Annotated in this window: 18 protein-coding genes; 14 read left to right on the top strand and 4 right to left on the bottom strand. The window is 71.3% G+C overall.

Translation table 11 applies throughout. The features are described from left to right. Window positions 1-42: 42 nt before the first annotated feature. Window positions 43-216 carry a hypothetical protein gene (locus ACFVGS_RS30625; RefSeq protein ID WP_384418033.1) on the bottom strand — a complete coding sequence of 58 codons (174 nt, stop codon included), beginning with the start codon at window positions 214-216 and terminating at the stop codon, window positions 43-45. Window positions 217-586: 370 nt separating this feature from the next. On the opposite strand from ACFVGS_RS30625, the gene ACFVGS_RS30620 reads away from it, so the two are divergent. The 4 genes from ACFVGS_RS30620 (at window position 587) to ACFVGS_RS30605 (ending at window position 4,265) form a co-directional block, all read left to right on the top strand. Beyond that, complete coding sequence (locus tag ACFVGS_RS30620; RefSeq protein WP_384418036.1) at window positions 587-1,240, top strand: response regulator transcription factor; 654 nt, start codon at window positions 587-589, stop codon at window positions 1,238-1,240. A gap of 4 nt (window positions 1,241-1,244) precedes the next feature. Continuing rightward, on the top strand, window positions 1,245-2,480 hold the full coding sequence (locus tag ACFVGS_RS30615) for a sensor histidine kinase (protein WP_384418038.1): 1,236 nt from the start codon (window positions 1,245-1,247) through the stop codon (window positions 2,478-2,480). A 396-nt stretch (window positions 2,481-2,876) separates the two neighbouring features. Continuing rightward, window positions 2,877-3,173 carry a DUF4193 domain-containing protein gene (locus ACFVGS_RS30610; RefSeq protein WP_003955561.1) on the top strand — a complete coding sequence of 99 codons (297 nt, stop codon included), beginning with the start codon at window positions 2,877-2,879 and terminating at the stop codon, window positions 3,171-3,173. 12 nt (window positions 3,174-3,185) lie between these two features. Then, a complete protein-coding gene (locus tag ACFVGS_RS30605; RefSeq protein WP_385694987.1) occupies window positions 3,186-4,265 on the top strand; it encodes a hypothetical protein in 1,080 nt (359 codons plus the stop codon). Window positions 4,266-4,322: 57 nt separating this feature from the next. On the opposite strand, the gene ACFVGS_RS30600 is transcribed toward ACFVGS_RS30605, so the two are convergent. Next, window positions 4,323-4,808, bottom strand: a complete 486-nt coding sequence (locus ACFVGS_RS30600) for a DUF3093 domain-containing protein (RefSeq protein ID WP_385694984.1) — start codon at window positions 4,806-4,808, stop codon at window positions 4,323-4,325. Between the two features lie 57 nt (window positions 4,809-4,865). Here ACFVGS_RS30600 and ACFVGS_RS30595 point away from each other — a divergent pair, with 57 nt between their 5' ends. The 8 genes from ACFVGS_RS30595 to ACFVGS_RS30560 all read left to right on the top strand — a co-directional run bounded on the left by ACFVGS_RS30595 (window position 4,866) and on the right by ACFVGS_RS30560 (window position 12,586). Continuing rightward, window positions 4,866-5,450, top strand: a complete 585-nt coding sequence (locus ACFVGS_RS30595; RefSeq protein WP_385694981.1) for a PaaI family thioesterase — start codon at window positions 4,866-4,868, stop codon at window positions 5,448-5,450. Then, window positions 5,450-5,962, top strand: coding sequence for a dUTP diphosphatase (gene dut / locus ACFVGS_RS30590; RefSeq protein WP_128977708.1), 513 nt, complete (start codon window positions 5,450-5,452; stop codon window positions 5,960-5,962). The genes ACFVGS_RS30595 and dut overlap by 1 nt, the downstream gene beginning before the upstream one ends. Before the next feature lies 1 nt (window position 5,963). Next, window positions 5,964-6,740: a DUF3710 domain-containing protein gene (locus ACFVGS_RS30585; protein WP_384418049.1), complete on the top strand. Its 777-nt coding sequence runs from the start codon at window positions 5,964-5,966 to the stop codon at window positions 6,738-6,740. Window positions 6,741-7,021: 281 nt separating this feature from the next. Further along, window positions 7,022-7,690 (top strand): ABC transporter ATP-binding protein, encoded by a 669-nt coding sequence (locus tag ACFVGS_RS30580; protein ID WP_385694991.1) that lies wholly within the window; start codon window positions 7,022-7,024, stop codon window positions 7,688-7,690. Between the two features lie 144 nt (window positions 7,691-7,834). Continuing rightward, on the top strand, window positions 7,835-10,393 hold the full coding sequence (locus ACFVGS_RS30575) for a DUF4118 domain-containing protein (RefSeq protein ID WP_385694977.1): 2,559 nt from the start codon (window positions 7,835-7,837) through the stop codon (window positions 10,391-10,393). 271 nt (window positions 10,394-10,664) lie between these two features. Continuing rightward, window positions 10,665-11,348 carry a response regulator gene (locus ACFVGS_RS30570; RefSeq protein ID WP_384418054.1) on the top strand — a complete coding sequence of 228 codons (684 nt, stop codon included), beginning with the start codon at window positions 10,665-10,667 and terminating at the stop codon, window positions 11,346-11,348. A 71-nt stretch (window positions 11,349-11,419) separates the two neighbouring features. After that, window positions 11,420-11,818 carry an OB-fold nucleic acid binding domain-containing protein gene (locus ACFVGS_RS30565; RefSeq protein WP_384418057.1) on the top strand — a complete coding sequence of 133 codons (399 nt, stop codon included), beginning with the start codon at window positions 11,420-11,422 and terminating at the stop codon, window positions 11,816-11,818. Between the two features lie 3 nt (window positions 11,819-11,821). Further along, a complete protein-coding gene (locus ACFVGS_RS30560; RefSeq protein WP_384418059.1) occupies window positions 11,822-12,586 on the top strand; it encodes a DUF3159 domain-containing protein in 765 nt (254 codons plus the stop codon). 120 nt (window positions 12,587-12,706) lie between these two features. Here ACFVGS_RS30560 and ACFVGS_RS30555 read toward each other — a convergent pair whose 3' ends face one another. Continuing rightward, the gene (locus ACFVGS_RS30555) at window positions 12,707-13,381 is read right to left on the bottom strand and encodes a potassium channel family protein (protein ID WP_384418062.1); all 675 of its coding nucleotides are present in this window, start codon (window positions 13,379-13,381) and stop codon (window positions 12,707-12,709) included. Beyond that, the gene (locus ACFVGS_RS30550) at window positions 13,381-14,049 is read right to left on the bottom strand and encodes a potassium channel family protein (protein ID WP_384418065.1); all 669 of its coding nucleotides are present in this window, start codon (window positions 14,047-14,049) and stop codon (window positions 13,381-13,383) included. Before ACFVGS_RS30550 ends, ACFVGS_RS30555 begins: the two co-directional genes overlap by 1 nt. A 252-nt stretch (window positions 14,050-14,301) precedes the next feature. Between ACFVGS_RS30550 and ACFVGS_RS30545 the strand changes: the two genes are divergently transcribed. Together ACFVGS_RS30545 and ACFVGS_RS30540 are read left to right on the top strand one after the other, a co-directional pair. Then, window positions 14,302-16,353: an APC family permease gene (locus ACFVGS_RS30545; RefSeq protein ID WP_384418068.1), complete on the top strand. Its 2,052-nt coding sequence runs from the start codon at window positions 14,302-14,304 to the stop codon at window positions 16,351-16,353. Between the two features lie 60 nt (window positions 16,354-16,413). Continuing rightward, window positions 16,414-17,742 carry a class I SAM-dependent RNA methyltransferase gene (locus tag ACFVGS_RS30540; RefSeq protein ID WP_385694973.1) on the top strand — a complete coding sequence of 443 codons (1,329 nt, stop codon included), beginning with the start codon at window positions 16,414-16,416 and terminating at the stop codon, window positions 17,740-17,742. Window positions 17,743-18,198: the final 456 nt, after the last annotated feature.

Genomic DNA, 18,198 nt, shown 5'->3' with positions numbered 1-18,198 from the left:
CCCGGAGCCGATGGCTCCGGGGGCCCGCCCTTGTCCGTGGGATCAGGCGCAGGCCGCGCCGACCTCCACGCCGTGTTCGGCCGCCAGGCGGTGCAGGTCGTCGAGCTCGGCCTGCTCGACCTCCGCGAGGAAGTCGTCGCCCGCCTCGCGAGCGCGCGTGAGGTCGGACTGCGTGGTCCTGATGCGGTGCAGCAGCCCTGCGGTGAAAGCGTCCATCGTGCGCCCCCTCGTCGTGGGTCGGTGGCACGGGGAGTGCCGGGGGTGGGTGGATCACACACTGCTACCTCTGGGGGACAGAGAGCGGTAGGTGGCGTGTCACCTACAGGGCGTGATCGCGGGGTGTGCAGTCGTCCTCCCCAGCCCTTTCCTCACAGAAACCTCAACTGGCCCGTGAATCAGGTGAATTCTTCCGGCCTCCCGGCCGCTCACCCGCCTGACGCCCGCCCGGCGCCCTCCCGCGCCGCCCCCGCTCAGCCGCCTTACAGCCGGTTTACGCGCGTTCGGGGCAGGATGGATACGCACAGTCAGTGCGCAGAAACCGCCTTGTCCGCGTGCGGGAGCAGGGCCCAGGAAAGGACTTACGGACGTGCGCGTACTCGTCGTCGAGGACGAGCAGCTTCTCGCGGACGCGGTGGCCACCGGCCTGCGCCGCGAGGCCATGGCGGTCGACGTCGTGTACGACGGCGCCGCGGCACTGGAGCGCGTCGGGGTCAACGACTACGACGTCGTGGTGCTCGACCGGGACCTTCCCCTGGTGCACGGCGACGACGTCTGCCGCAAGATCGTCGAGCTGGGCATGCCCACCCGGATCCTGATGCTCACCGCCTCCGGCGACGTCAGCGACCGCGTCGAGGGCCTGGAGCTCGGCGCCGACGACTACCTGCCCAAGCCCTTCGCCTTCAGCGAGCTCACCGCCCGCGTCCGGGCCCTCGGCCGCCGCACCACCGTCCCGCTCCCGCCCGTCCTGGAGCGCGCCGGCATCAAGCTCGACCCGAACCGCCGCGAGGTCTTCCGCGACGGCAAGGAGGTCCAGCTGGCCCCGAAGGAGTTCGCGGTCCTGGAGGTCCTGATGCGCAGCGAGGGCGCCGTCGTCTCGGCCGAGCAGCTCCTGGAGAAGGCCTGGGACGAGAACACCGACCCGTTCACCAACGTCGTGCGCGTCACGGTCATGACCCTGCGCCGCAAGCTCGGCGAGCCCCCGGTGATCGTCACCGTCCCCGGCTCGGGATACCGGATCTGACCCGATGCCCTCGTCGCCGACCCTCCTGCACACCCCACCGAAGCCGACCTGGGACCCCCGGGACCCGGTCAGGCCGCTGCTGCGTCCGACCATCCGGATACGGCTCACGCTGCTCTACGGCGGGATGTTCCTGATCGCGGGCATCATCCTGCTGGCGATCATCTACCTCTTCACCGCGCAGGCCGTCCGGGACACCACCGCCGAGCTGCCCTTCAAGGTCGTCAGCGGCACGGTGACGGCGACCACCGACTGGTGCGAGCTGCCCGACAAGTCCACCGGCGAGCAGCTCAACAACGCCGTCTCGATGTGTCTGCGGCACCAGAGCGACCTCGCCCTGGACGACCTGCTGCGGCGCTCCCTGTTCGCCCTGCTCGGACTGAGCATCATCGCCTTCGCCTTCGGTTACGCGATGGCCGGCCGGGTGCTCTCCCCGCTCGGCCGGATCACCCGCACCGCCCGCCAGGTGGCCGGAACGGATCTGTCCCGGCGGATCGAGCTGGACGGGCCGGACGACGAGCTCAAGGAGCTCGCCGACACCTTCGACGAGATGCTGGAGCGCCTGGAGCGGGCCTTCAGCGCCCAGCAGCGCTTCGTCGCCAACGCCTCGCACGAACTGCGCACGCCGCTCGCGATCAACCGCACGCTCCTGGAGGTCCAGCTCTCGGACCCGGGGGCGCCGGTGGAGCTCCAGCAGCTCGGCAAGACCCTGCTCGCGACCAACGAGCGCAGCGAGCAGCTGGTCGAGGGCCTGCTCCTGCTCGCCCGCAGCGACAACGAGATCGTCGAGCGCAAGCCGGTCGACCTGGCGGAGGTCGCCTCGCGGGCCATGGACCAGGCGCGTGCCGAGGCCGACGCCAAGGGCGTCGAGTTCCGCGGCGAGCGCGGCCCCGCCGTGGTCCAGGGCAACGGCGTGCTGCTGGAGCGGATCGCCCTGAACCTGGTGCAGAACGCCGTCCGGTACAACGTCCCGGAGGGCGGCTGGGTGGAGGTCGCCACCTCGACGCAGAACGGTCAGGCGGTCCTGGAGGTCTCCAACACGGGGCCTGTGGTCCCGGCGTACGAGATCGACAACCTTTTCGAGCCATTCCGGCGCCTCCGTCAGGAGCGCACCGGCAGCGACAAGGGGGTCGGCCTCGGCCTGTCGATCGCCCGCTCCGTCGCGCGGGCCCACGGCGGCCGTATCATCGCCGAGCCGCGCGAGGGCGGAGGCCTCGTGATGCGTGTCACTCTGCCGATCTGACACACTGACCGAGCCGACCGGTTTTGTTCGCTTTGCGCGGAATTTCCGGTTCTCATTCCTGAGACGGTCCTGTGTGATCGATCACAGGAATGGGTGTCTGGTCCTCCACTCTCCGTGATCGCGAATTCCCTCGGAAAACCCGTAAAAGTCCGGGTTTCCGGGGGTCTGAATGACGGGAAGTACACGGGGTGGCACCTGTGAGGGAGGGTCGCCGGACCGTGTACGGTCCGCTTCGCCACCCAAAGCCGGTCACTCGTGAGAGGGCGGATTGGGTGTCGATTGAGTAACAGACCTTGATGTGAGGCAAAATCTCCGCCTCGGGTCGGGCACAAGTCCGGCCTCTCACGCGTTACGTGCGCTGGAGACACCGCAAACCACCCAGAGGGGGAGAGCGACATGGCAACGGATTACGACACCCCACGCAAGACCGACGACGACGTCGACTCGGACAGCCTTGAGGAACTGAAGGCCCGCCGGAACGACAAGTCGACCTCGACCGTCGACGTCGACGAGTTCGAGGCCGCCGAGGGCCTCGAGCTCCCGGGCGCAGACCTCTCGAACGAGGAGCTGGCCGTCCGGGTCCTGCCCAAGCAGGCCGACGAGTTCACCTGCATGAGCTGCTTCCTCGTGCACCACCGCAGCCAGCTGGCTCGGGAGAAGAACGGTCAGCCGATCTGCCGCGACTGCGACTGAGATCGAGTGACCGTGGCAGGCGACACACCGTCTCGGAAGCGGCGGCTCCGGCTCCCCGGGAGGTCGGAGGCGTACCAGGGCGGCTCGGGCTCGGCAGAGGGCGTCAACGACGCTCCCTCCGCCGTGCACTCCGCCCCCCTGCCCACACCTGGCGCACGTGACGACGAGCGAGGCCCCGCGGCCTCGCTCGAAGCAGCGGACGCGCCGCACAGGGCCGACGGCAGGCCCGCCCCGGACCACCTGCCCGTCCCCGGCCACCGGGACGGCCACACCGAGGGCACCCTCGAAGCCACCTCCGGCGAAGACGCCGGCAGTGAGGCCATCGGCAGGACCGCCAGGAGCGGCGTCCTGCGACGCGTCGCCAACCCCGCGCGCGTCCAGCTCGACCGCATCAAGCTCGACAGCGCGCGCATCGACGCCGTACGGCGCGGCGTGAAGCGCGGCGGTCAGGGCGCCAAGGCCGGCCTCGGCTACCTCGCGGACCGCGTCATCGAGATCGCCCCGCGCGTGCCCGTACGCGACCTGCCGACCCTGCGCCGGCAGTTCCCCGGCCTCGGGCCCGAACAGATCGCCCACAGACTGATCAGCGGCGCGGCCAACGCCAGTGCCACCGTCGGAGCGGGCATCGGCGCCGCCGCCATGCTGCCCGTGCCGCCCGCGATGCCCGCCGAGCTGGCCGCGGAGATCACCGGCGTCGCCGCCGTCGAGCTGAAGCTCATCGCCGAGCTGCACGAGGTCTACGGCCTGCGACCGCAGGGGACCCTCACCCAGCGCTCGACCGCCTACCTCACCGCCTGGGCGGAGGAGCGCGGCATCGACCCCACCCGGCCCACCACCGTCAACGCGGCACTGGGCGGTCAGCTCAAGCGCGAACTGCGCCAGCAGATCATGAAGCGCATGGTGCGCAACCTGCCGAACCTCACCCCGTTCATGGTGGGCGCGGCCGTCGGCGCCGTCATGAACCGGCGCGACACCAAGAAGCTCGCCGGGCGCGTCCGCAAGGACCTGCGCGCCCGCCAGATCCCCTGGGACGCCCTCCCGGCCCTGCCTCCCCTGGAGCAGCCGGAGAACCCCAAGGAGATCGACTTCTAGGCGCGCCCGGAGGGCCTTCCGGGGCCCTCCGTGGGACTCCCGTAGGTCTCGGCGGCCTCAGGCCGCCGAGGCCTCGTTCCGGGCCGCCTCCAGGGCCGCTGCCAGCCCCTCCGGGTCCCGGGTGGACACGTAGACGTACGGCGTGGGGTCCGCCGGGTCCGTCACCTCGACCCGCACCGCCGTGGGCACATAGCTGCGCATCAGCATGAACGCCCGCGGGTCGGCCTTGTACGTGCGCCAGGCGCGCGCCTCCTCGGCGTCCAGCACCTCGGGCGTCCCCAGCACCGACGCCGGAATCCTCGCGTCCCCGGCGACCAGCGAACCGGCCACCACCCGGACCCGGGCCGAGCCGTACGACGAGACGCCCACCGCGGCGAGCGCCGCCGCGGCGATCAGACCGCCGAGGGTCGGCACCGTGCCCAGCGGGAACATGACCAGAGCGCCGGAGAGACCGATGAGACCGGCGATGAGCCACCAGGAGCGGGGCGCGGTCAGGCGTTCGTCGAAGGCCGGGGCGGTCGGGGGCACGGAAGGCTGCTGCATGCCCCAAGCTTGGCACGGCGAGACCCTTGCCCGGCCGCGCGGGTAAGGTCTGCGCCTGTGACTGGAACATCTGCCGCTCTCACGCCGCCGGCCGACGCCATACCGCCGGTACGCCACCCCGACGCGCCCGCCCCCGGCGAGCTGCTCGGTGCGCACTACGAGTACTGCTTCGGGTGCGGCGGCGGGCAGCCCCACAGGCTGCACCTGGAGGCGCGGGCGGGCGAGGGCGTGACGGTCACCGCGGAGTTCACCGTGACGACCGACCACCAGGGCGCCCCGGGCCTCGCGCACGGCGGCGTCCTCGCCACCGCGCTCGACGAGACCCTCGGCTCCCTGAACTGGCTGCTGCGGGTCATCGCCGTGACCGGCCGCCTGGAGACCGACTTCGCCAGACCCGTACCCGTCGGCACCGTGCTCCATCTCCAGGCCGAGGTCACCGCCGTGCACGGCCGCAAGATCTACTCGACCGCCGTCGGCCGGATCGGCGGGCCCGAAGGCCCCGTCGCCGTCCGCGCCGACGCCCTCTTCATCGAGGTCAAGGTCGACCACTTCATCGACAACGGCCGCCCGGAGGAGATCCGGGCCGCCATGGCCGACCCCGACCAGGTCAGGCGCGCCCGCGCCTTCGAGGTGAACCCCTGATGCGCAATCCCGTCGACGTACTCATCCGCCGCGTGGACCCGGAGGTGCCGATCCCCGCGTACGGCCACCCCGGCGACGCCGGCGCCGACCTGGTGACCACCGAGGCCGCCGAGCTCGCCCCGGGGGAGCGGGCCGTGCTGCCCACCGGAGTCTCCATCGCGCTGCCCGACGGCTACGCCGCCTTCGTGCACCCGCGCTCCGGTCTCGCGGCCCGCTGCGGAGTCGCGCTCGTGAATGCCCCGGGGACGGTCGATGCCGGGTACCGTGGAGAGATCAAGGTGATCGTGGTCAACCTGGACCCGCGCGAGAGCGTGCGGTTCGAGCGGTTCGACCGGATCGCCCAGCTCGTCGTCCAGCAGGTCGAGAAGGTGCGCTTCCACGAGGTCGCGGAGCTTCCCGGCTCCGCGCGGGCCGAGGGGGGCTTCGGGTCCACCGGCGGTCATGCCGCCGTGGACGGCACTACGGGTGGGAATCGATACGCTTCGGTCGTATCCGACCGGGAAGGACAGTGACGTGTTCGGACGTCGCAAGAAGAGCGGTGCCGATGACGCCGCGGGCCAGGCCGAGCAGGTCGTCGACGCGGTGACCCCCGAGGACGGGGCGGACGCGACCGACGCTGCCGAGGGGCAGCGCCGGGTGAACCTTCCGCCGGCGCCCCGGCCCGACGGTCCCTGGGACATCTCCGAGGTCGGCAAGCCCGAGGAGGGCCGCGTCGACCTCGGCGGCATGTTCGTGCCCGGCGTCGAGGGCATGGAGCTGCGTGTGGAGGTGGCGGGCGACGCGATCGTCGCGGCCACCGTCGTGCTGCGCGACAGCGCCGTCCAGCTACAGGCCTTCGCCGCGCCCAAGAAGGAGGGCATCTGGGGCGAGGTCCGCGAGGAGATCGCGAACGGCATCACCCAGCAGGGCGGTGTCATCGACGAGGTCGAGGGTCCGCTGGGATGGGAGCTGCGCGCCCAGGTGCCCGTGCAGCTGCCGGACGGCAACCGGGGCGTCCAGCTCGTGCGCTTCGTCGGCGTCGACGGGCCCCGCTGGTTCCTGCGCGGTGTGATCTCCGGTCAGGGCGCGGTGCAGCCCGAGGCCGCCGGTCTCCTGGAGCAGATCTTCCGGGACACCGTGGTCGTCCGTGGCGAGGGCCCGATGGCCCCGCGTGACCCGATCGTCCTCAAGCTGCCGAACGACGCCCAGATGGTGCCGGACGGCGTGCAGCAGGAGGACCAGGGCGGCTCCCGCTTCTCGGGCGGCATGGGCCAGCTGCAGCGCGGCCCGGAGATCTCCGAGATCCGCTGACGCAGACGCAGACGCTGACGCAGACGCAGACGCCGATGCCGTGCGAGCGGCGGCTGACAGAGCCCGGTGGCCGCTCCCGAACGGGGGCGGCCACCGGGCTTTCCACAGCCCCGTCCTCCCCGCCGCCGCAAGCCCCCGGCGGGTTGTCCACAGGCCTGGCACGCGTCGCCGCCCTGTGCCCATACTGACGGCGCACGCGTTCGATCCAGGGGGGTATCACGGTGAGCGACAGCAACGCGCGGACCGGCACGGCCGTCGTCGACGACCCGGCCGGCGCGCCGATGGTCAGGGTGGAGAACCTGCACCGCTCGTACGGGACAGGGGCAGCCGCCGTGCACGCCCTGCGTGGCGTGTCCTTCGACATCCCACGCGGCGAGCTGGTCGCCCTGAAGGGCCGCTCGGGTTCCGGCAAGACGACCCTGCTCAACCTCGTGGGCGGCCTCGACACCGCCGACCAGGGACGCGTCGTCATCGACGGCACCGACCTCGCCCGGCTCGGCGAGGAAGGCCTCCTGCAGCTGCGCCGGGACCGGATCGGATTCATCTTCCAGTCCTTCGGCCTCATACCGATCCTGACCGCCGCCGAGAACGTCGGCGTGCCGATGCGGCTGCGCGAGGCCGATCCCCGGGAGCGCGAGGAGCGGGTCGCCCTGCTGCTCTCCCTCGTGGGGCTCGCCGATCACGCCGCCCAGCGCCCCGGAGAGCTCTCCGGCGGACAGCAGCAGCGGGTCGCCATCGCCCGCGCCCTCGCCAACCGGCCCGCGCTGCTGATCGCCGACGAGCCGACCGGACAGCTGGACGCCGAGACCGGCCTCGCGGTCATGGAGCTGCTCCGTGCCGTGGTGCGCAGCGAGGGCTGCACGGCCCTGGTCGCCACCCACGACTCCCAGCTCCTCGGCCTCGCCGACCGGGTCCTGGAGCTGCGCGACGGCGAGATCATCGAGCACTGAGACGGCGAGCTCAGGCGAATCGAGCGCCGGAGGCGGCGAGCTCGTCGAGCACCGAGACAGCGCGCGTCAGGATCACGTCAATACGTCCCCGCCGGGTCCGTACCCGTGCGGAATGTCCGATTGGCTGGACGTAAGGTCATGGGCATGGGACGCGGCACACTACGGATCTACCTGGGAGCGGCACCGGGCGTCGGCAAGACGTACGCGATGCTGTCCGAGGCGCACCGCCGCGTCGAGCGGGGCACCGACGTCGTGGTCGCGTTCGTGGAGCACCATGACCGGCCCCGCACCGAGGTGATGCTCCACGGCCTGGAGCGGATACCCCGGCGGCGGATCGAGTACCGCGGCACCGACTTCACGGAGATGGACGTGGACGCGGTGCTCGCCCGGCGGCCGGCGGTCGCGCTCGTCGACGAACTCGCGCACACCAACGTGCCGGGCTCGCGGAACGCCAAGCGCTGGCAGGACGTCGAGGAGCTCCTCGCGGCCGGGATCGACGTCGTCTCGACCGTGAACATCCAGCACCTGGAGTCCCTCGGCGACGTCGTCGAGTCGATCACCGGTGTGCGGCAGCGGGAGACCGTGCCGGACGAGGTGGTGCGGCGGGCCGACCAGATCGAGCTGGTCGACATGTCGCCGCAGGCCCTGCGGCGGCGCATGGCGCACGGCAACATCTACAAGCCGGACAAGGTCGACGCGGCCCTGTCCAACTACTTCCGGCCCGGCAACCTCACGGCGCTGCGCGAGCTGGCACTGCTGTGGACCGCCGACCGGGTCGACGAGTACCTGCGCTGGTACCGCGGCGAGCACGACATCCGCTCCACCTGGCAGGCGCGCGAGCGGATCGTCGTCGGCATCACCGGCGGCCCGGAGGGCCGCACGCTGATCCGCCGGGCCGCGCGGCTCGCGGAGAAGGGCGCGGGCGGCGAGGTCCTCGCCGTGTACGTCTCCCGCAGCGACGGACTGACCTCCGCCTCTCCGAAGGAGCTCGCGGTTCAGCGGACCCTCGTCGAGGATCTGGGCGGAACGTTCCACCATGTCGTCGGCGACGACGTGCCCCACGCGCTCCTGGAATTCGCGCGCGGCGTGAACGCCACGCAGATCGTGCTCGGCTCCAGCCGCCGCCGCACCTGGCAGTACGTCCTCGGGCCCGGCGTGGGCCAGACCGTGGCCCGTGAGTCGGGCCCCGACCTCGACGTCCACATCGTCACCCACGAGGAGGCCGCCAAGGGCCGTGGACTGCCCGTCGCCCGCGGCGCCCGCCTCGGCCGCGCCCGGATCCTCTGGGGCTGGCTGGTCGGCGTCGCCGGGCCCGTGCTGCTCTCCCTGCTGCTCACCCATGTCGACGCGGACCTCGGGCTCGCCAACGACATGCTGCTCTTCCTCACCCTGACAGTGGCCTCCGCCATGCTCGGCGGCTTCCTGCCGGCCCTCGCGTCGGCGGCCATCGGCTCCCTGCTCCTCAACTGGTTCTTCACCCCGCCGCTGCACCGGCTGACCGTCGCCGACCCGCTGAACATCGTGGCCATCGCCGTCTTCTTCGGCGTCGGCATGGCCGTGGCCTCCGTGGTCGACGTGGCCGCCCGCCGCACCCAGCAGGCCGCCCGGCTGCGCGCCGAGTCCGAGGTGCTGTCGTACCTCGCCGGCAGCGTCCTGCGCGGCGAGAGCAGTCTGGAGGCCCTGCTCGAACGGGTCAGGGAGACCTTCTCCATGGACTCCGTCGCCCTCCTGGAGCGCCAGGGCGACCTCGAACCGTGGACCTGCGCCGCGAGCGTCGGCAGCCGTCCCGTGTCGCGGCCCGAGGACGCCGACGTCGACATGCCCGTCGGCGACCACCTGGCGCTCGCCCTCAACGGCCGCGTCCTGCCCGCCGAGGACCGCCGGGTGCTCGGCGCGTTCGCCGCCCAGGCCGCCGTCGTCCTGGACCGCCAGCGGCTCGTCGACGAGGCCGAGGAGGCCCGCAAGCTCGCCGAGGGCAACAAGATCCGCACCTCGCTGCTGGCCGCCGTCAGCCACGACCTGCGCACCCCGCTGGCCGGCATCAAGGCCTCCGTGTCCTCCCTCCGCTCCGACGACGTCGAGTGGTCCGAGGAGGACCGGGCCCTGCTCCTGGAGGGCATCGAGGAGGGCGCCGACCGGCTCGACCACCTCGTGGGGAACCTCCTCGACATGTCCCGGCTACAGACCGGCACCGTCACCCCGCTGATCCGCCCGACCGACCTGGACGAGGTCGTGCCCATGGCGCTCGGCGGAGTCCCCGAGGGCAGTGTCGAGCTCGACATCCCCGAGACGCTGCCCATGGTCGACGTCGACCGCGGCCTCCTCGAACGGGCCGTCGCCAACATCGTCGAGAACGCGGTCAAGTACAGCCCCGACGGCGTCCCGGTCGCCGTCTCCGCCAGCGTCCTCGGCGAGCGCCTCGAACTGCGGGTCACGGACCGCGGCCCCGGGGTCCCGGACGAGGGCAAGGACGGCATCTTCGAGCCGTTCCAGCGCTTCGGCGACGCCCCGCGCGGCGCGGGCGTCGGCCTGGGCCTCGCGGTCGCCCGCGGCTTCGTCGAGGCCATGGGCGGCACCCTCGCCGCCGAGGACACCCCCGGCGGCGGGCTCACCATGGTCCTCACCCTGAGGACCGCCCTGGGCGGCGCCCCGCCGCCCCCGGAACCCGGCGCCGCCACGACGCCCCTCCGCAGCCTCACATGACCCGGACCTCCGCCCCTCCCGGGGCCGCACCCGCGACCGGTGACCGGGTCCCTCGCCCGGCCCGGCCCGTACCCGTGAGTGGTGACCCGGGCCTTCGCCGGCCCCGGCCCGTCCCCGTGCCCCGGGCCTTCGCCCGGCCCGGCCCGTACCCCACCTCGCCGGGCCCGTGACCCACGCGGCAGCGCCGTAGCCGTAGCCATATCCGTAACGACGAGCCGTACACGTACCCGACCAGCCGTACACGTAACGACGAACAGGAAGGTCCTCCTCCATGACCCGGGTCCTCGTGGTCGACGACGAGCCACAGATCGTCCGCGCCCTGGTGATCAACCTCAAGGCGCGGAAGTACGAGGTCGACGCGGCGCCCGACGGCGCCACCGCCCTCCGGCTCGCCGCCGAGCGCCATCCCGACGTCGTCGTCCTGGACCTCGGACTGCCCGACATGGACGGCGTCGACGTGATCAAGGGCCTGCGCGGCTGGACCCGGGTGCCGATCCTCGTGCTGTCCGCCCGGCAGACCTCCGACGAGAAGGTCGAGGCGCTCGACGCGGGCGCCGACGACTACGTCACCAAGCCCTTCGGCATGGACGAGCTGCTGGCCCGGCTGCGCGCCGCGGTCCGCCGGGCCGAGCCGGTCGGCCGCGAGGACGGCGTCGTGGTCGTCGAGACCGCCGGCTTCACGGTCGACCTGGCCGCCAAGAAGGTCCACCGGGACGGCAAGGACGTCCGGCTCACCCCGACCGAGTGGCACCTCCTGGAGGTGCTGGTCCGCAACAGCGGCCGCCTGGTGAGCCAGAAGCAGCTTCTCCAGGAGGTCTGGGGCCCCTCGTACGGCACCGAGACCAACTACCTGCGGGTGTACATGGCGCAGCTGCGCCGGAAGCTGGAGCAGGACCCTTCGCACCCGCGTCACTTCGTCACCGAACCGGGCATGGGCTACCGCTTCGAACACTGACTCCGGTGCCCGTTCCGGTGCGGGGTCCGGGGCCGGGTTCGGTGACGGCGGCGGCCGGTACGCTTTGAGGTATGAGTGCCGCACCGCGTACAGAGAAGCCCGCCGGACGCTTCCGCCGCATGCTCGACCGCCTTTCCACCTCCCAGGCGGAGCTGGAGTCGGTGGAGCTGCAGGAGGACTCCGCGGCCTCGGGGTGCACACGGATCTCCGACTGTTCGGACCGCGAGATAGTCAAGGTGACTGGTACGTTGCGCACGGTCACCCTGCGCCCTCGGGCGGGCGTGCCCGCGCTGGAGGCCGAGCTCTTCGACGGCACGGCGCCGCTGGACGTCGTCTGGCTGGGACGCCGCTCCATCGTGGGCATCGAACCGGGCCGCAAGCTGATCGCCTCCGGCCGCATCTCCATGAGCCACGGCCGGCGGGTCCTCTTCAACCCCAAATACGAGCTCCGACCGCTCGGACAGGAGTAGCCGGTGACGTCAGTCGACAAGCCGACCACCGACCAGGGCGCCGAGGCCGGCCCGGGCACCCCCGACCAGGGGGCCCAGACGGACAAGGCGGTGACCGAGGCCGCGCTGTTCGAGGCCTTCGGCGGAGTCCGCGGCATGGTGGAGACGGTCCTGCCGGGACTGCTCTTCGTCACGATCTACACGATCAACAAGAACCTGCACTTCTCGGCGATCGCCGCGCTCGGGGTCTCGCTCGTCCTCGTCGCCGTCCGGCTGATCCGCCGCGACACCGTCAAGCACGCCTTCAGCGGCGTCTTCGGCGTCGCGTTCGGTGTCGTCTTCGCGATGATGACCGGCAACGCCAAGGACTTCTACCTGCCGGGCATGCTGTACACGCTCGGCCTCGGCCTCGCGTACATCATCACGACCCTGGCCGGCGTGCCGCTGATCGGTCTGATCCTCGGCCCGGTCTTCAAGGAGAACCTCTCCTGGCGCACCCGTAACCCGGGCCGCAAGAAGGCCTACGCGAAGGCCAGCTGGGCCTGGGGCCTGATCCTCCTCGCCAAGTGCGCGATCCTCTTCCCGCTCTACTGGTGGGCGGACACCACCCAGCTCGGCTGGGTCCTCGTCGCCCTCAAGATCCCGCCGTTCCTGCTCGCGGTCTACTTGACCTGGGTGTTCCTCGCCAAGGCGCCGCCGCCGATCGACGTGTTCGCGGAGATGGAGGCCGAGGAGAAGGCCGAGAAGGAGCGCAAGGCCGCGGCCCAGGGCGGCCGCTCGGAGCGGTAGCCCCTCGCGGTAGCCCTCGTCTGCACGGAAGACCCTGAAACGGAAAGGGGCCCGGGACCTGTGACAGGTCCCGGGCCCCTTCCGCGTACCGTACGCGCTCCGGACGCGGCGCTGTTCGCGCTATTCGGCGCTCTCCCGGCGGACCGAGAGCAGCTCCTCCAGCTGCTCCTCGCGGGCCTGCGTGGCCACGAACAGCAGCTCGTCACCCGCCTCCAGGGTCTCCTCCGGGCTCGGGGTGAGGACCCGGGAGCCGCGGATGATGGTCACCAGGGAGGTGTCCTGCGGCCAGGCGACGTCCCCGACCTGCGTGCCCGCGATCGCCGACTCCGGCGGCAGCGTCAGCTCCACCAGGTTCGCGTCGCCGTGGCTGAAGCGCAGCAGCCGGACCAGGTCGCCGACGCTCACCGCCTCCTCGACCAGGGCGGACATCAGGCGCGGCGTCGAGACGGCGACGTCCACGCCCCAGGCCTCGTTGAACAGCCACTCGTTCTTCGGGTTGTTGACCCGGGCGACCACGCGCGGCACGCCGTACTCGGTCTTGGCGAGCAGCGAGACGACCAGGTTCACCTTGTCGTCGCCGGTCGCCGCGATGACCACGTTGCAGCGCTGCAGCGCGGCCTCGTCCAGCGACGTGATCTCGCAGGCGTCGGCGAGCAGCCACTCCGCCTGCGGCACCCGCTCCACCGAGATGGCGGTCGGCGCCTTGTCGATGAGGAGGACCTCGTGGCCGTTCTCCAGGAGCTCGCCCGCGATGGAACGGCCCACCGCGCCCGCGCCCGCAATAGCGACACGCATCAGTGACCGCCCTCCTCGGGACCCTCGGCGAAGGCCGCCTCGACCTTGTCGATCTCGTCCGTGCGCATCATCACGTGCACGAGGTCGCCCTCCTGCAGCACCGTCTGAGAGGTCGGCAGAATCGCTTCGCCCAGCCGGGTGAGAAAGGCCACGCGCACGCCCGTCTCCTCCTGGAGCCGGCTGACCTTGTGGCCGATCCACGCGGAAGAGGTGTGCACCTCGGCGAGCTGCACTCCGCCGCTCGGGTCACGCCACAGCGGCTCCGCGCCCGAGGGCAGCAGCCGGCGCAGCATCTGGTCGGCGGTCCAGCGGACCGTGGCGACCGTCGGGATGCCCAGACGCTGGTACACCTCGGCGCGCCGCGGGTCGTAGATGCGGGCGGCCACGTTCTCGATGCCGAACATCTCGCGCGCGACCCGCGCGGCGATGATGTTCGAGTTGTCGCCGCTGCTCACCGCGGCGAAGGCACCGGCTTCCTCGATGCCCGCCTCACGAAGAGTGTCCTGGTCGAAGCCCACACCCGTGACCCGGCGTCCGCCGAAGCCCGAACCCAGCCGGCGGAAGGCCGTCGGGTCCTGGTCGACGACCGCGACGGTGTGCCCCTGCTGTTCGAGGGTCTGCGCGAGAGCGGCTCCCACTCGCCCGCAGCCCATGATGACGATGTGCACGTCCCCTTACCCCGCACTCCTGATCGTCTTGCTGACCTGCGAATACACCCTGCTCACAACTTTCCTGGCCCGTATGGCCCGGGCCGTGGCGGACACGCACAGGCGTGCGCTCCGGTCCGAGCTTATGCGGCAACCCTGACGCCGACCCAGCCGAGGTGGCGATCAGCCCATTCGGGCGGGGAGCTGGGAGATTCGGTGCGGATCGGGGTGATGGTCCTCGTGGCCTGTTTCGAACGCTTACGATCCTCTGTTGTGTCCAAACTGACCGACGTGCCCAAACGGATCCTCATCGGACGGGCCCTGCGCAGCGACAAGCTCGGCGAGACCCTCCTCCCCAAGCGGATCGCCCTTCCCGTCTTCGCCTCCGACCCGCTGTCCTCGGTGGCGTACGCACCGGGCGAGGTCCTGCTCGTCCTCTCCGTCGCGGGCCTGTCGGCCTACCACTTCAGCCCGTGGATCGCGCTCGCCGTCGTCGTGCTGATGTTCACGGTCGTCGCCTCGTACCGGCAGAACGTGCACGCGTACCCGAGCGGCGGCGGCGACTACGAGGTCGCCACGACCAACCTGGGACCCAAGGCCGGACTGACCGTCGCCAGCGCCCTGCTCGTCGACTACGTCCTCACCGTCGCGGTCTCCATCTCCTCGGGCATCGAGAACCTCGGCTCCGCCGTGCCGTTCGTCGTCGAGCACAAGGTGGCCTCGGCGGTCGCCGTCATCGTGCTGCTGACCCTGATGAACCTCCGCGGAGTGAAGGAGTCCGGCGGCCTCTTCGCCATCCCGACGTACGTCTTCGTCTTCGGCGTCTTCGCCATGATCGTCTGGGGTGCCTGGCGCGGTCTCGTCCTCGACGAGACCATGACCGCCCCCACCGCGGGCTTCGAGATCAAGGCCGAACACGAGGGCCTGGCCGGCTTCGCCCTGCTCTTCCTGCTGCTGCGCGCCTTCTCCTCCGGCTGTGCGGCGCTCACCGGCGTCGAGGCCATCTCCAACGGCGTGCCCGCCTTCCGCAAGCCCAAGTCGAAGAACGCGGCCACCACGCTGGCGCTCATGGGCGGCCTCGCCGTCACCATGTTCTGCGGCATCATCTTCCTGGCCATGGCCACCGACGTCCGCATGGCCGAGAACCCCGCGCACGACCTGCTCCGGGACGGCAAGCCGGTCGGCGAGGGCTACGTCCAGGACCCGGTGATCTCCCAGGTCGCCGCCGCCGTCTTCGGCGACGGGACGTTCTTCTTCGTCCTGCTGGCCGCCGCCACCGCGCTCGTCCTCTTCCTGGCCGCGAACACCGCGTACAACGGCTTCCCGCTCCTCGGCTCGATCCTCGCCCAGGACCGCTACCTGCCCCGCCAGCTGCACACCCGGGGCGACCGCCTCGCCTTCTCCAACGGCATCGTCCTGCTCGCCGGCGCCGCCGCGCTGCTCGTCTGGATCTACGGGGCGGACTCGACCCGGCTGATCCAGCTCTACATCGTCGGCGTCTTCGTCTCCTTCACGCTCAGCCAGGTCGGCATGGTCCGGCACTGGAACCGGCACCTGAAGACCGAGAAGGACACCGCCAAGCGCCGCCACATGATCCGCTCCCGCGCGATCAACGCCTTCGGCGCCTTCTTCACCGGCCTCGTCCTGGTCGTCGTCCTCGCCACCAAGTTCACCCACGGCGCCTGGGTCGCCCTGCTCGGCATGGTGATCTTCTACGTGACGATGACCGCGATCCGCCGGCACTACGACTCCGTCGCCGACGAGATCCGGGCCGCCGAGGAGCGCCCCGACGAGTACGTCCGGCCCTCCCGGGTCCGCTCCGTCGTCCTCGTCTCCAAGCTCCACAAGCCCACCCTGCGCGCCCTCGCCTACGCCAAGCTGCTGCACGCCAACGAGCTGGAGGCGCTCACCGTCAACGTCGACCCGGCCGAGACGAAGGCGCTGAAGGAGGAGTGGGAGCGGCGCGGCATCAACGTGCCGCTGAAGATCCTCGACTCGCCGTACCGCGAGATCACCCGGCCGGTCATCGAGTACGTGAAGAACCTCCGCAAGGAGAGCCCGCGCGACGCCGTCTCGGTCTACATCCCCGAGTACGTCGTCGGCCACTGGTACGAGCACCTGCTCCACAACCAGAGCGCCCTGCGCCTGAAGGGCCGGCTCCTCTTCACCCCGGGCGTGATGGTGACCTCGGTCCCGTACCAGCTCCAGTCCTCCGAGGCCGCGAAGAAGCGGGCGCGCAAGCGCCAGGAGTGGAACGCGCCGGGCTCGGTGCGCCGCGGCCCGGTCGAGAAGGGCCAGAAGGAAACGGCCGGAAAGAGCAACTAGACTGGTGGGCTGCCGTCCGAACGGCGGCCCACCGTCACTTTTCCCTTGGAGCTCCCCGCCATGCAGAACACCCCTGTCGAGTCGCTGGTCGGGGAGGAGTACGAGGTCGAGGTCGGCCCGGTCGCCCACGGCGGTCACTGCATCGCCCGTACGGAGGCCGGGCGGGTGCTGTTCGTCCGCCACGCGCTGCCGGGGGAGCGGGTCCTGGCCCGGGTCACGGAGGGCGAGGAGACCTCCCGCTTCCTGCGCGCCGACGCGGTGGAGATCATCACGCCCTCCAAGGACCGCATCGAGGCGCCCTGCCCCTTCGCGGGTCCCGGCAAGTGCGGCGGCTGCGACTGGCAGCACGCGAAGCCCGGCGCCCAGCGCCGGCTGAAGGGCGAGGTCATCGCCGAGCAGCTGAAGCGGCTCGCGGGCCTGACGCCGGAGGAGGCCGGCTGGGACGGCACGGTGGTGCCGGCCGAGGGCGACAAGCTTCCCGCGGGCGAGGTCCCGCAGTGGCGCACGCGCGTCCAGTACGCGGTCGACGAGGAGGGCCGGGCGGGCCTGCGCAAGCACCGCTCGCACGAGGTCGAGGTGATCGACCACTGCATGATCGCGGCGCAGGGCGTCTCGGAACTCGGCATCGAGAAGCGCACCTGGGAGGGCATGGCGTCGATCGAGGCGATCGCCGCGACCGGCTCCCAGGACCGCCAGGTGATCCTCACCCCGCGCCCGGGCGCCCGGCTGCCCCTCGTGGAGCTGGACAAGCCGGTCTCGGTCCTGCGCGTCGAGGAGAAGGACGGCGGCGTCCACCGCGTCCACGGCCGCCCCTTCGTCCGCGAGCGCGCCGACGACCGCACCTACCGCGTCGGCAACGGCGGCTTCTGGCAGGTCCACCCGAAGGCGGCCCAGACCCTCGTCCTCGCCGTGATGCAGGGCCTGCTCCCGCGCAAGGGCGAGACGGCCCTCGACCTCTACTGCGGCGTCGGCCTCTTCGCGGGCGCCCTCGCCGACCGCCTCGGCGAGACGGGCGCGGTCCTCGGCATCGAGTCCGGCAAGCGCGCGGTGGAGGACGCCCGCCACAACCTGGCCGACTACCCGCGCGTCCGCATCGAACAGGGCAAGGTCGAATCGGTCCTTCCGCGCACCGGCATCACGGACGTCGACCTCATCGTCCTGGACCCCCCGCGCGCCGGCGCCGGCAAGCAGACCGTCCACCACCTGTCGGAACTCGGCGCCCGCCGCATCGCCTACGTGGCCTGCGACCCGGCGGCCCTGGCCCGCGACCTGGCGTACTTCAGGGAGGGCGGCTACAGGGTGCGGACGCTGCGGGCGTTCGACCTGTTTCCGATGACGCATCATGTGGAGTGCGTGGCGATTCTGGAGCCTGCCGAAAAAGGCCGCTGACCTGCAACTTTGTTGAGTGTGCATTATGTGCGTTACGCGCGTTACGGGCGACCTCTTGACGCATGTTCGACGCACGTGACGCACGTGACGCACGTTCGACGCATGAATGGCCCGTTGTCCGGCCCTTCGCTTCTCGACCGTGACGTTCCGTGATGCGGAGGTGGGTGTCGGACGGATGCCGTGTCAGGGGCCGTAGGAGCTTCAGTGCCCGAGGAAGAGCTTCAGGTCGTCGGCTCGTGGTTCGGGGAGGTCGGCACCCGGGGCGGCGTGCTCAGCGGGTCGAGGTGCGCCATGGTGGCTGCCGCCCAGTCGATTCATGCCTGGGATTCGGTTCGGGTTTGGCCCAGCGGCATGGTCTCGACGGTGTGCCTGCTTCGATCTCGTCGAGGCGCCTGCGTTAGGCGGCTTCGCCGCGAAGGGTGACCTCCTGTGTGAACTCGGCGAGCTGGTCTTCGA

Source organism: Streptomyces sp. NPDC127114 (genome assembly GCF_042677525.1).
In the GTDB taxonomy this organism is placed as follows: domain Bacteria; phylum Actinomycetota; class Actinomycetes; order Streptomycetales; family Streptomycetaceae; genus Streptomyces.
Note: the sequence above shows the minus strand (reverse complement) of the source record. Positions and strands in the feature narration are given on the sequence as shown.

Bases quoted from the DNA above. Each gene is read 5' to 3' on its own strand.
- ACFVGS_RS30625 (WP_384418033.1), bottom strand. From the start codon at position 216: ATGGACGCTTTCACCGCAGGGCTGCTGCACCGCATCAGGACCACGCAG.
- ACFVGS_RS30615 (WP_384418038.1), top strand. From the start codon at position 1,245: ATGCCCTCGTCGCCGACCCTCCTGCACACCCCACCGAAGCCGACCTGG.
- ACFVGS_RS30610 (WP_003955561.1), top strand. From the start codon at position 2,877: ATGGCAACGGATTACGACACCCCACGCAAGACCGACGACGACGTCGAC.
- ACFVGS_RS30600 (WP_385694984.1), bottom strand. From the start codon at position 4,808: ATGCAGCAGCCTTCCGTGCCCCCGACCGCCCCGGCCTTCGACGAACGC.
- dut (WP_128977708.1), top strand. From the start codon at position 5,450: ATGCGCAATCCCGTCGACGTACTCATCCGCCGCGTGGACCCGGAGGTG.
- ACFVGS_RS30580 (WP_385694991.1), top strand. From the start codon at position 7,022: ATGGTCAGGGTGGAGAACCTGCACCGCTCGTACGGGACAGGGGCAGCC.
- ACFVGS_RS30575 (WP_385694977.1), top strand. From the start codon at position 7,835: ATGGGACGCGGCACACTACGGATCTACCTGGGAGCGGCACCGGGCGTC.
- ACFVGS_RS30570 (WP_384418054.1), top strand. From the start codon at position 10,665: ATGACCCGGGTCCTCGTGGTCGACGACGAGCCACAGATCGTCCGCGCC.
- ACFVGS_RS30565 (WP_384418057.1), top strand. From the start codon at position 11,420: ATGAGTGCCGCACCGCGTACAGAGAAGCCCGCCGGACGCTTCCGCCGC.
- ACFVGS_RS30555 (WP_384418062.1), bottom strand. From the start codon at position 13,381: ATGCGTGTCGCTATTGCGGGCGCGGGCGCGGTGGGCCGTTCCATCGCG.
- ACFVGS_RS30540 (WP_385694973.1), top strand. From the start codon at position 16,414: ATGCAGAACACCCCTGTCGAGTCGCTGGTCGGGGAGGAGTACGAGGTC.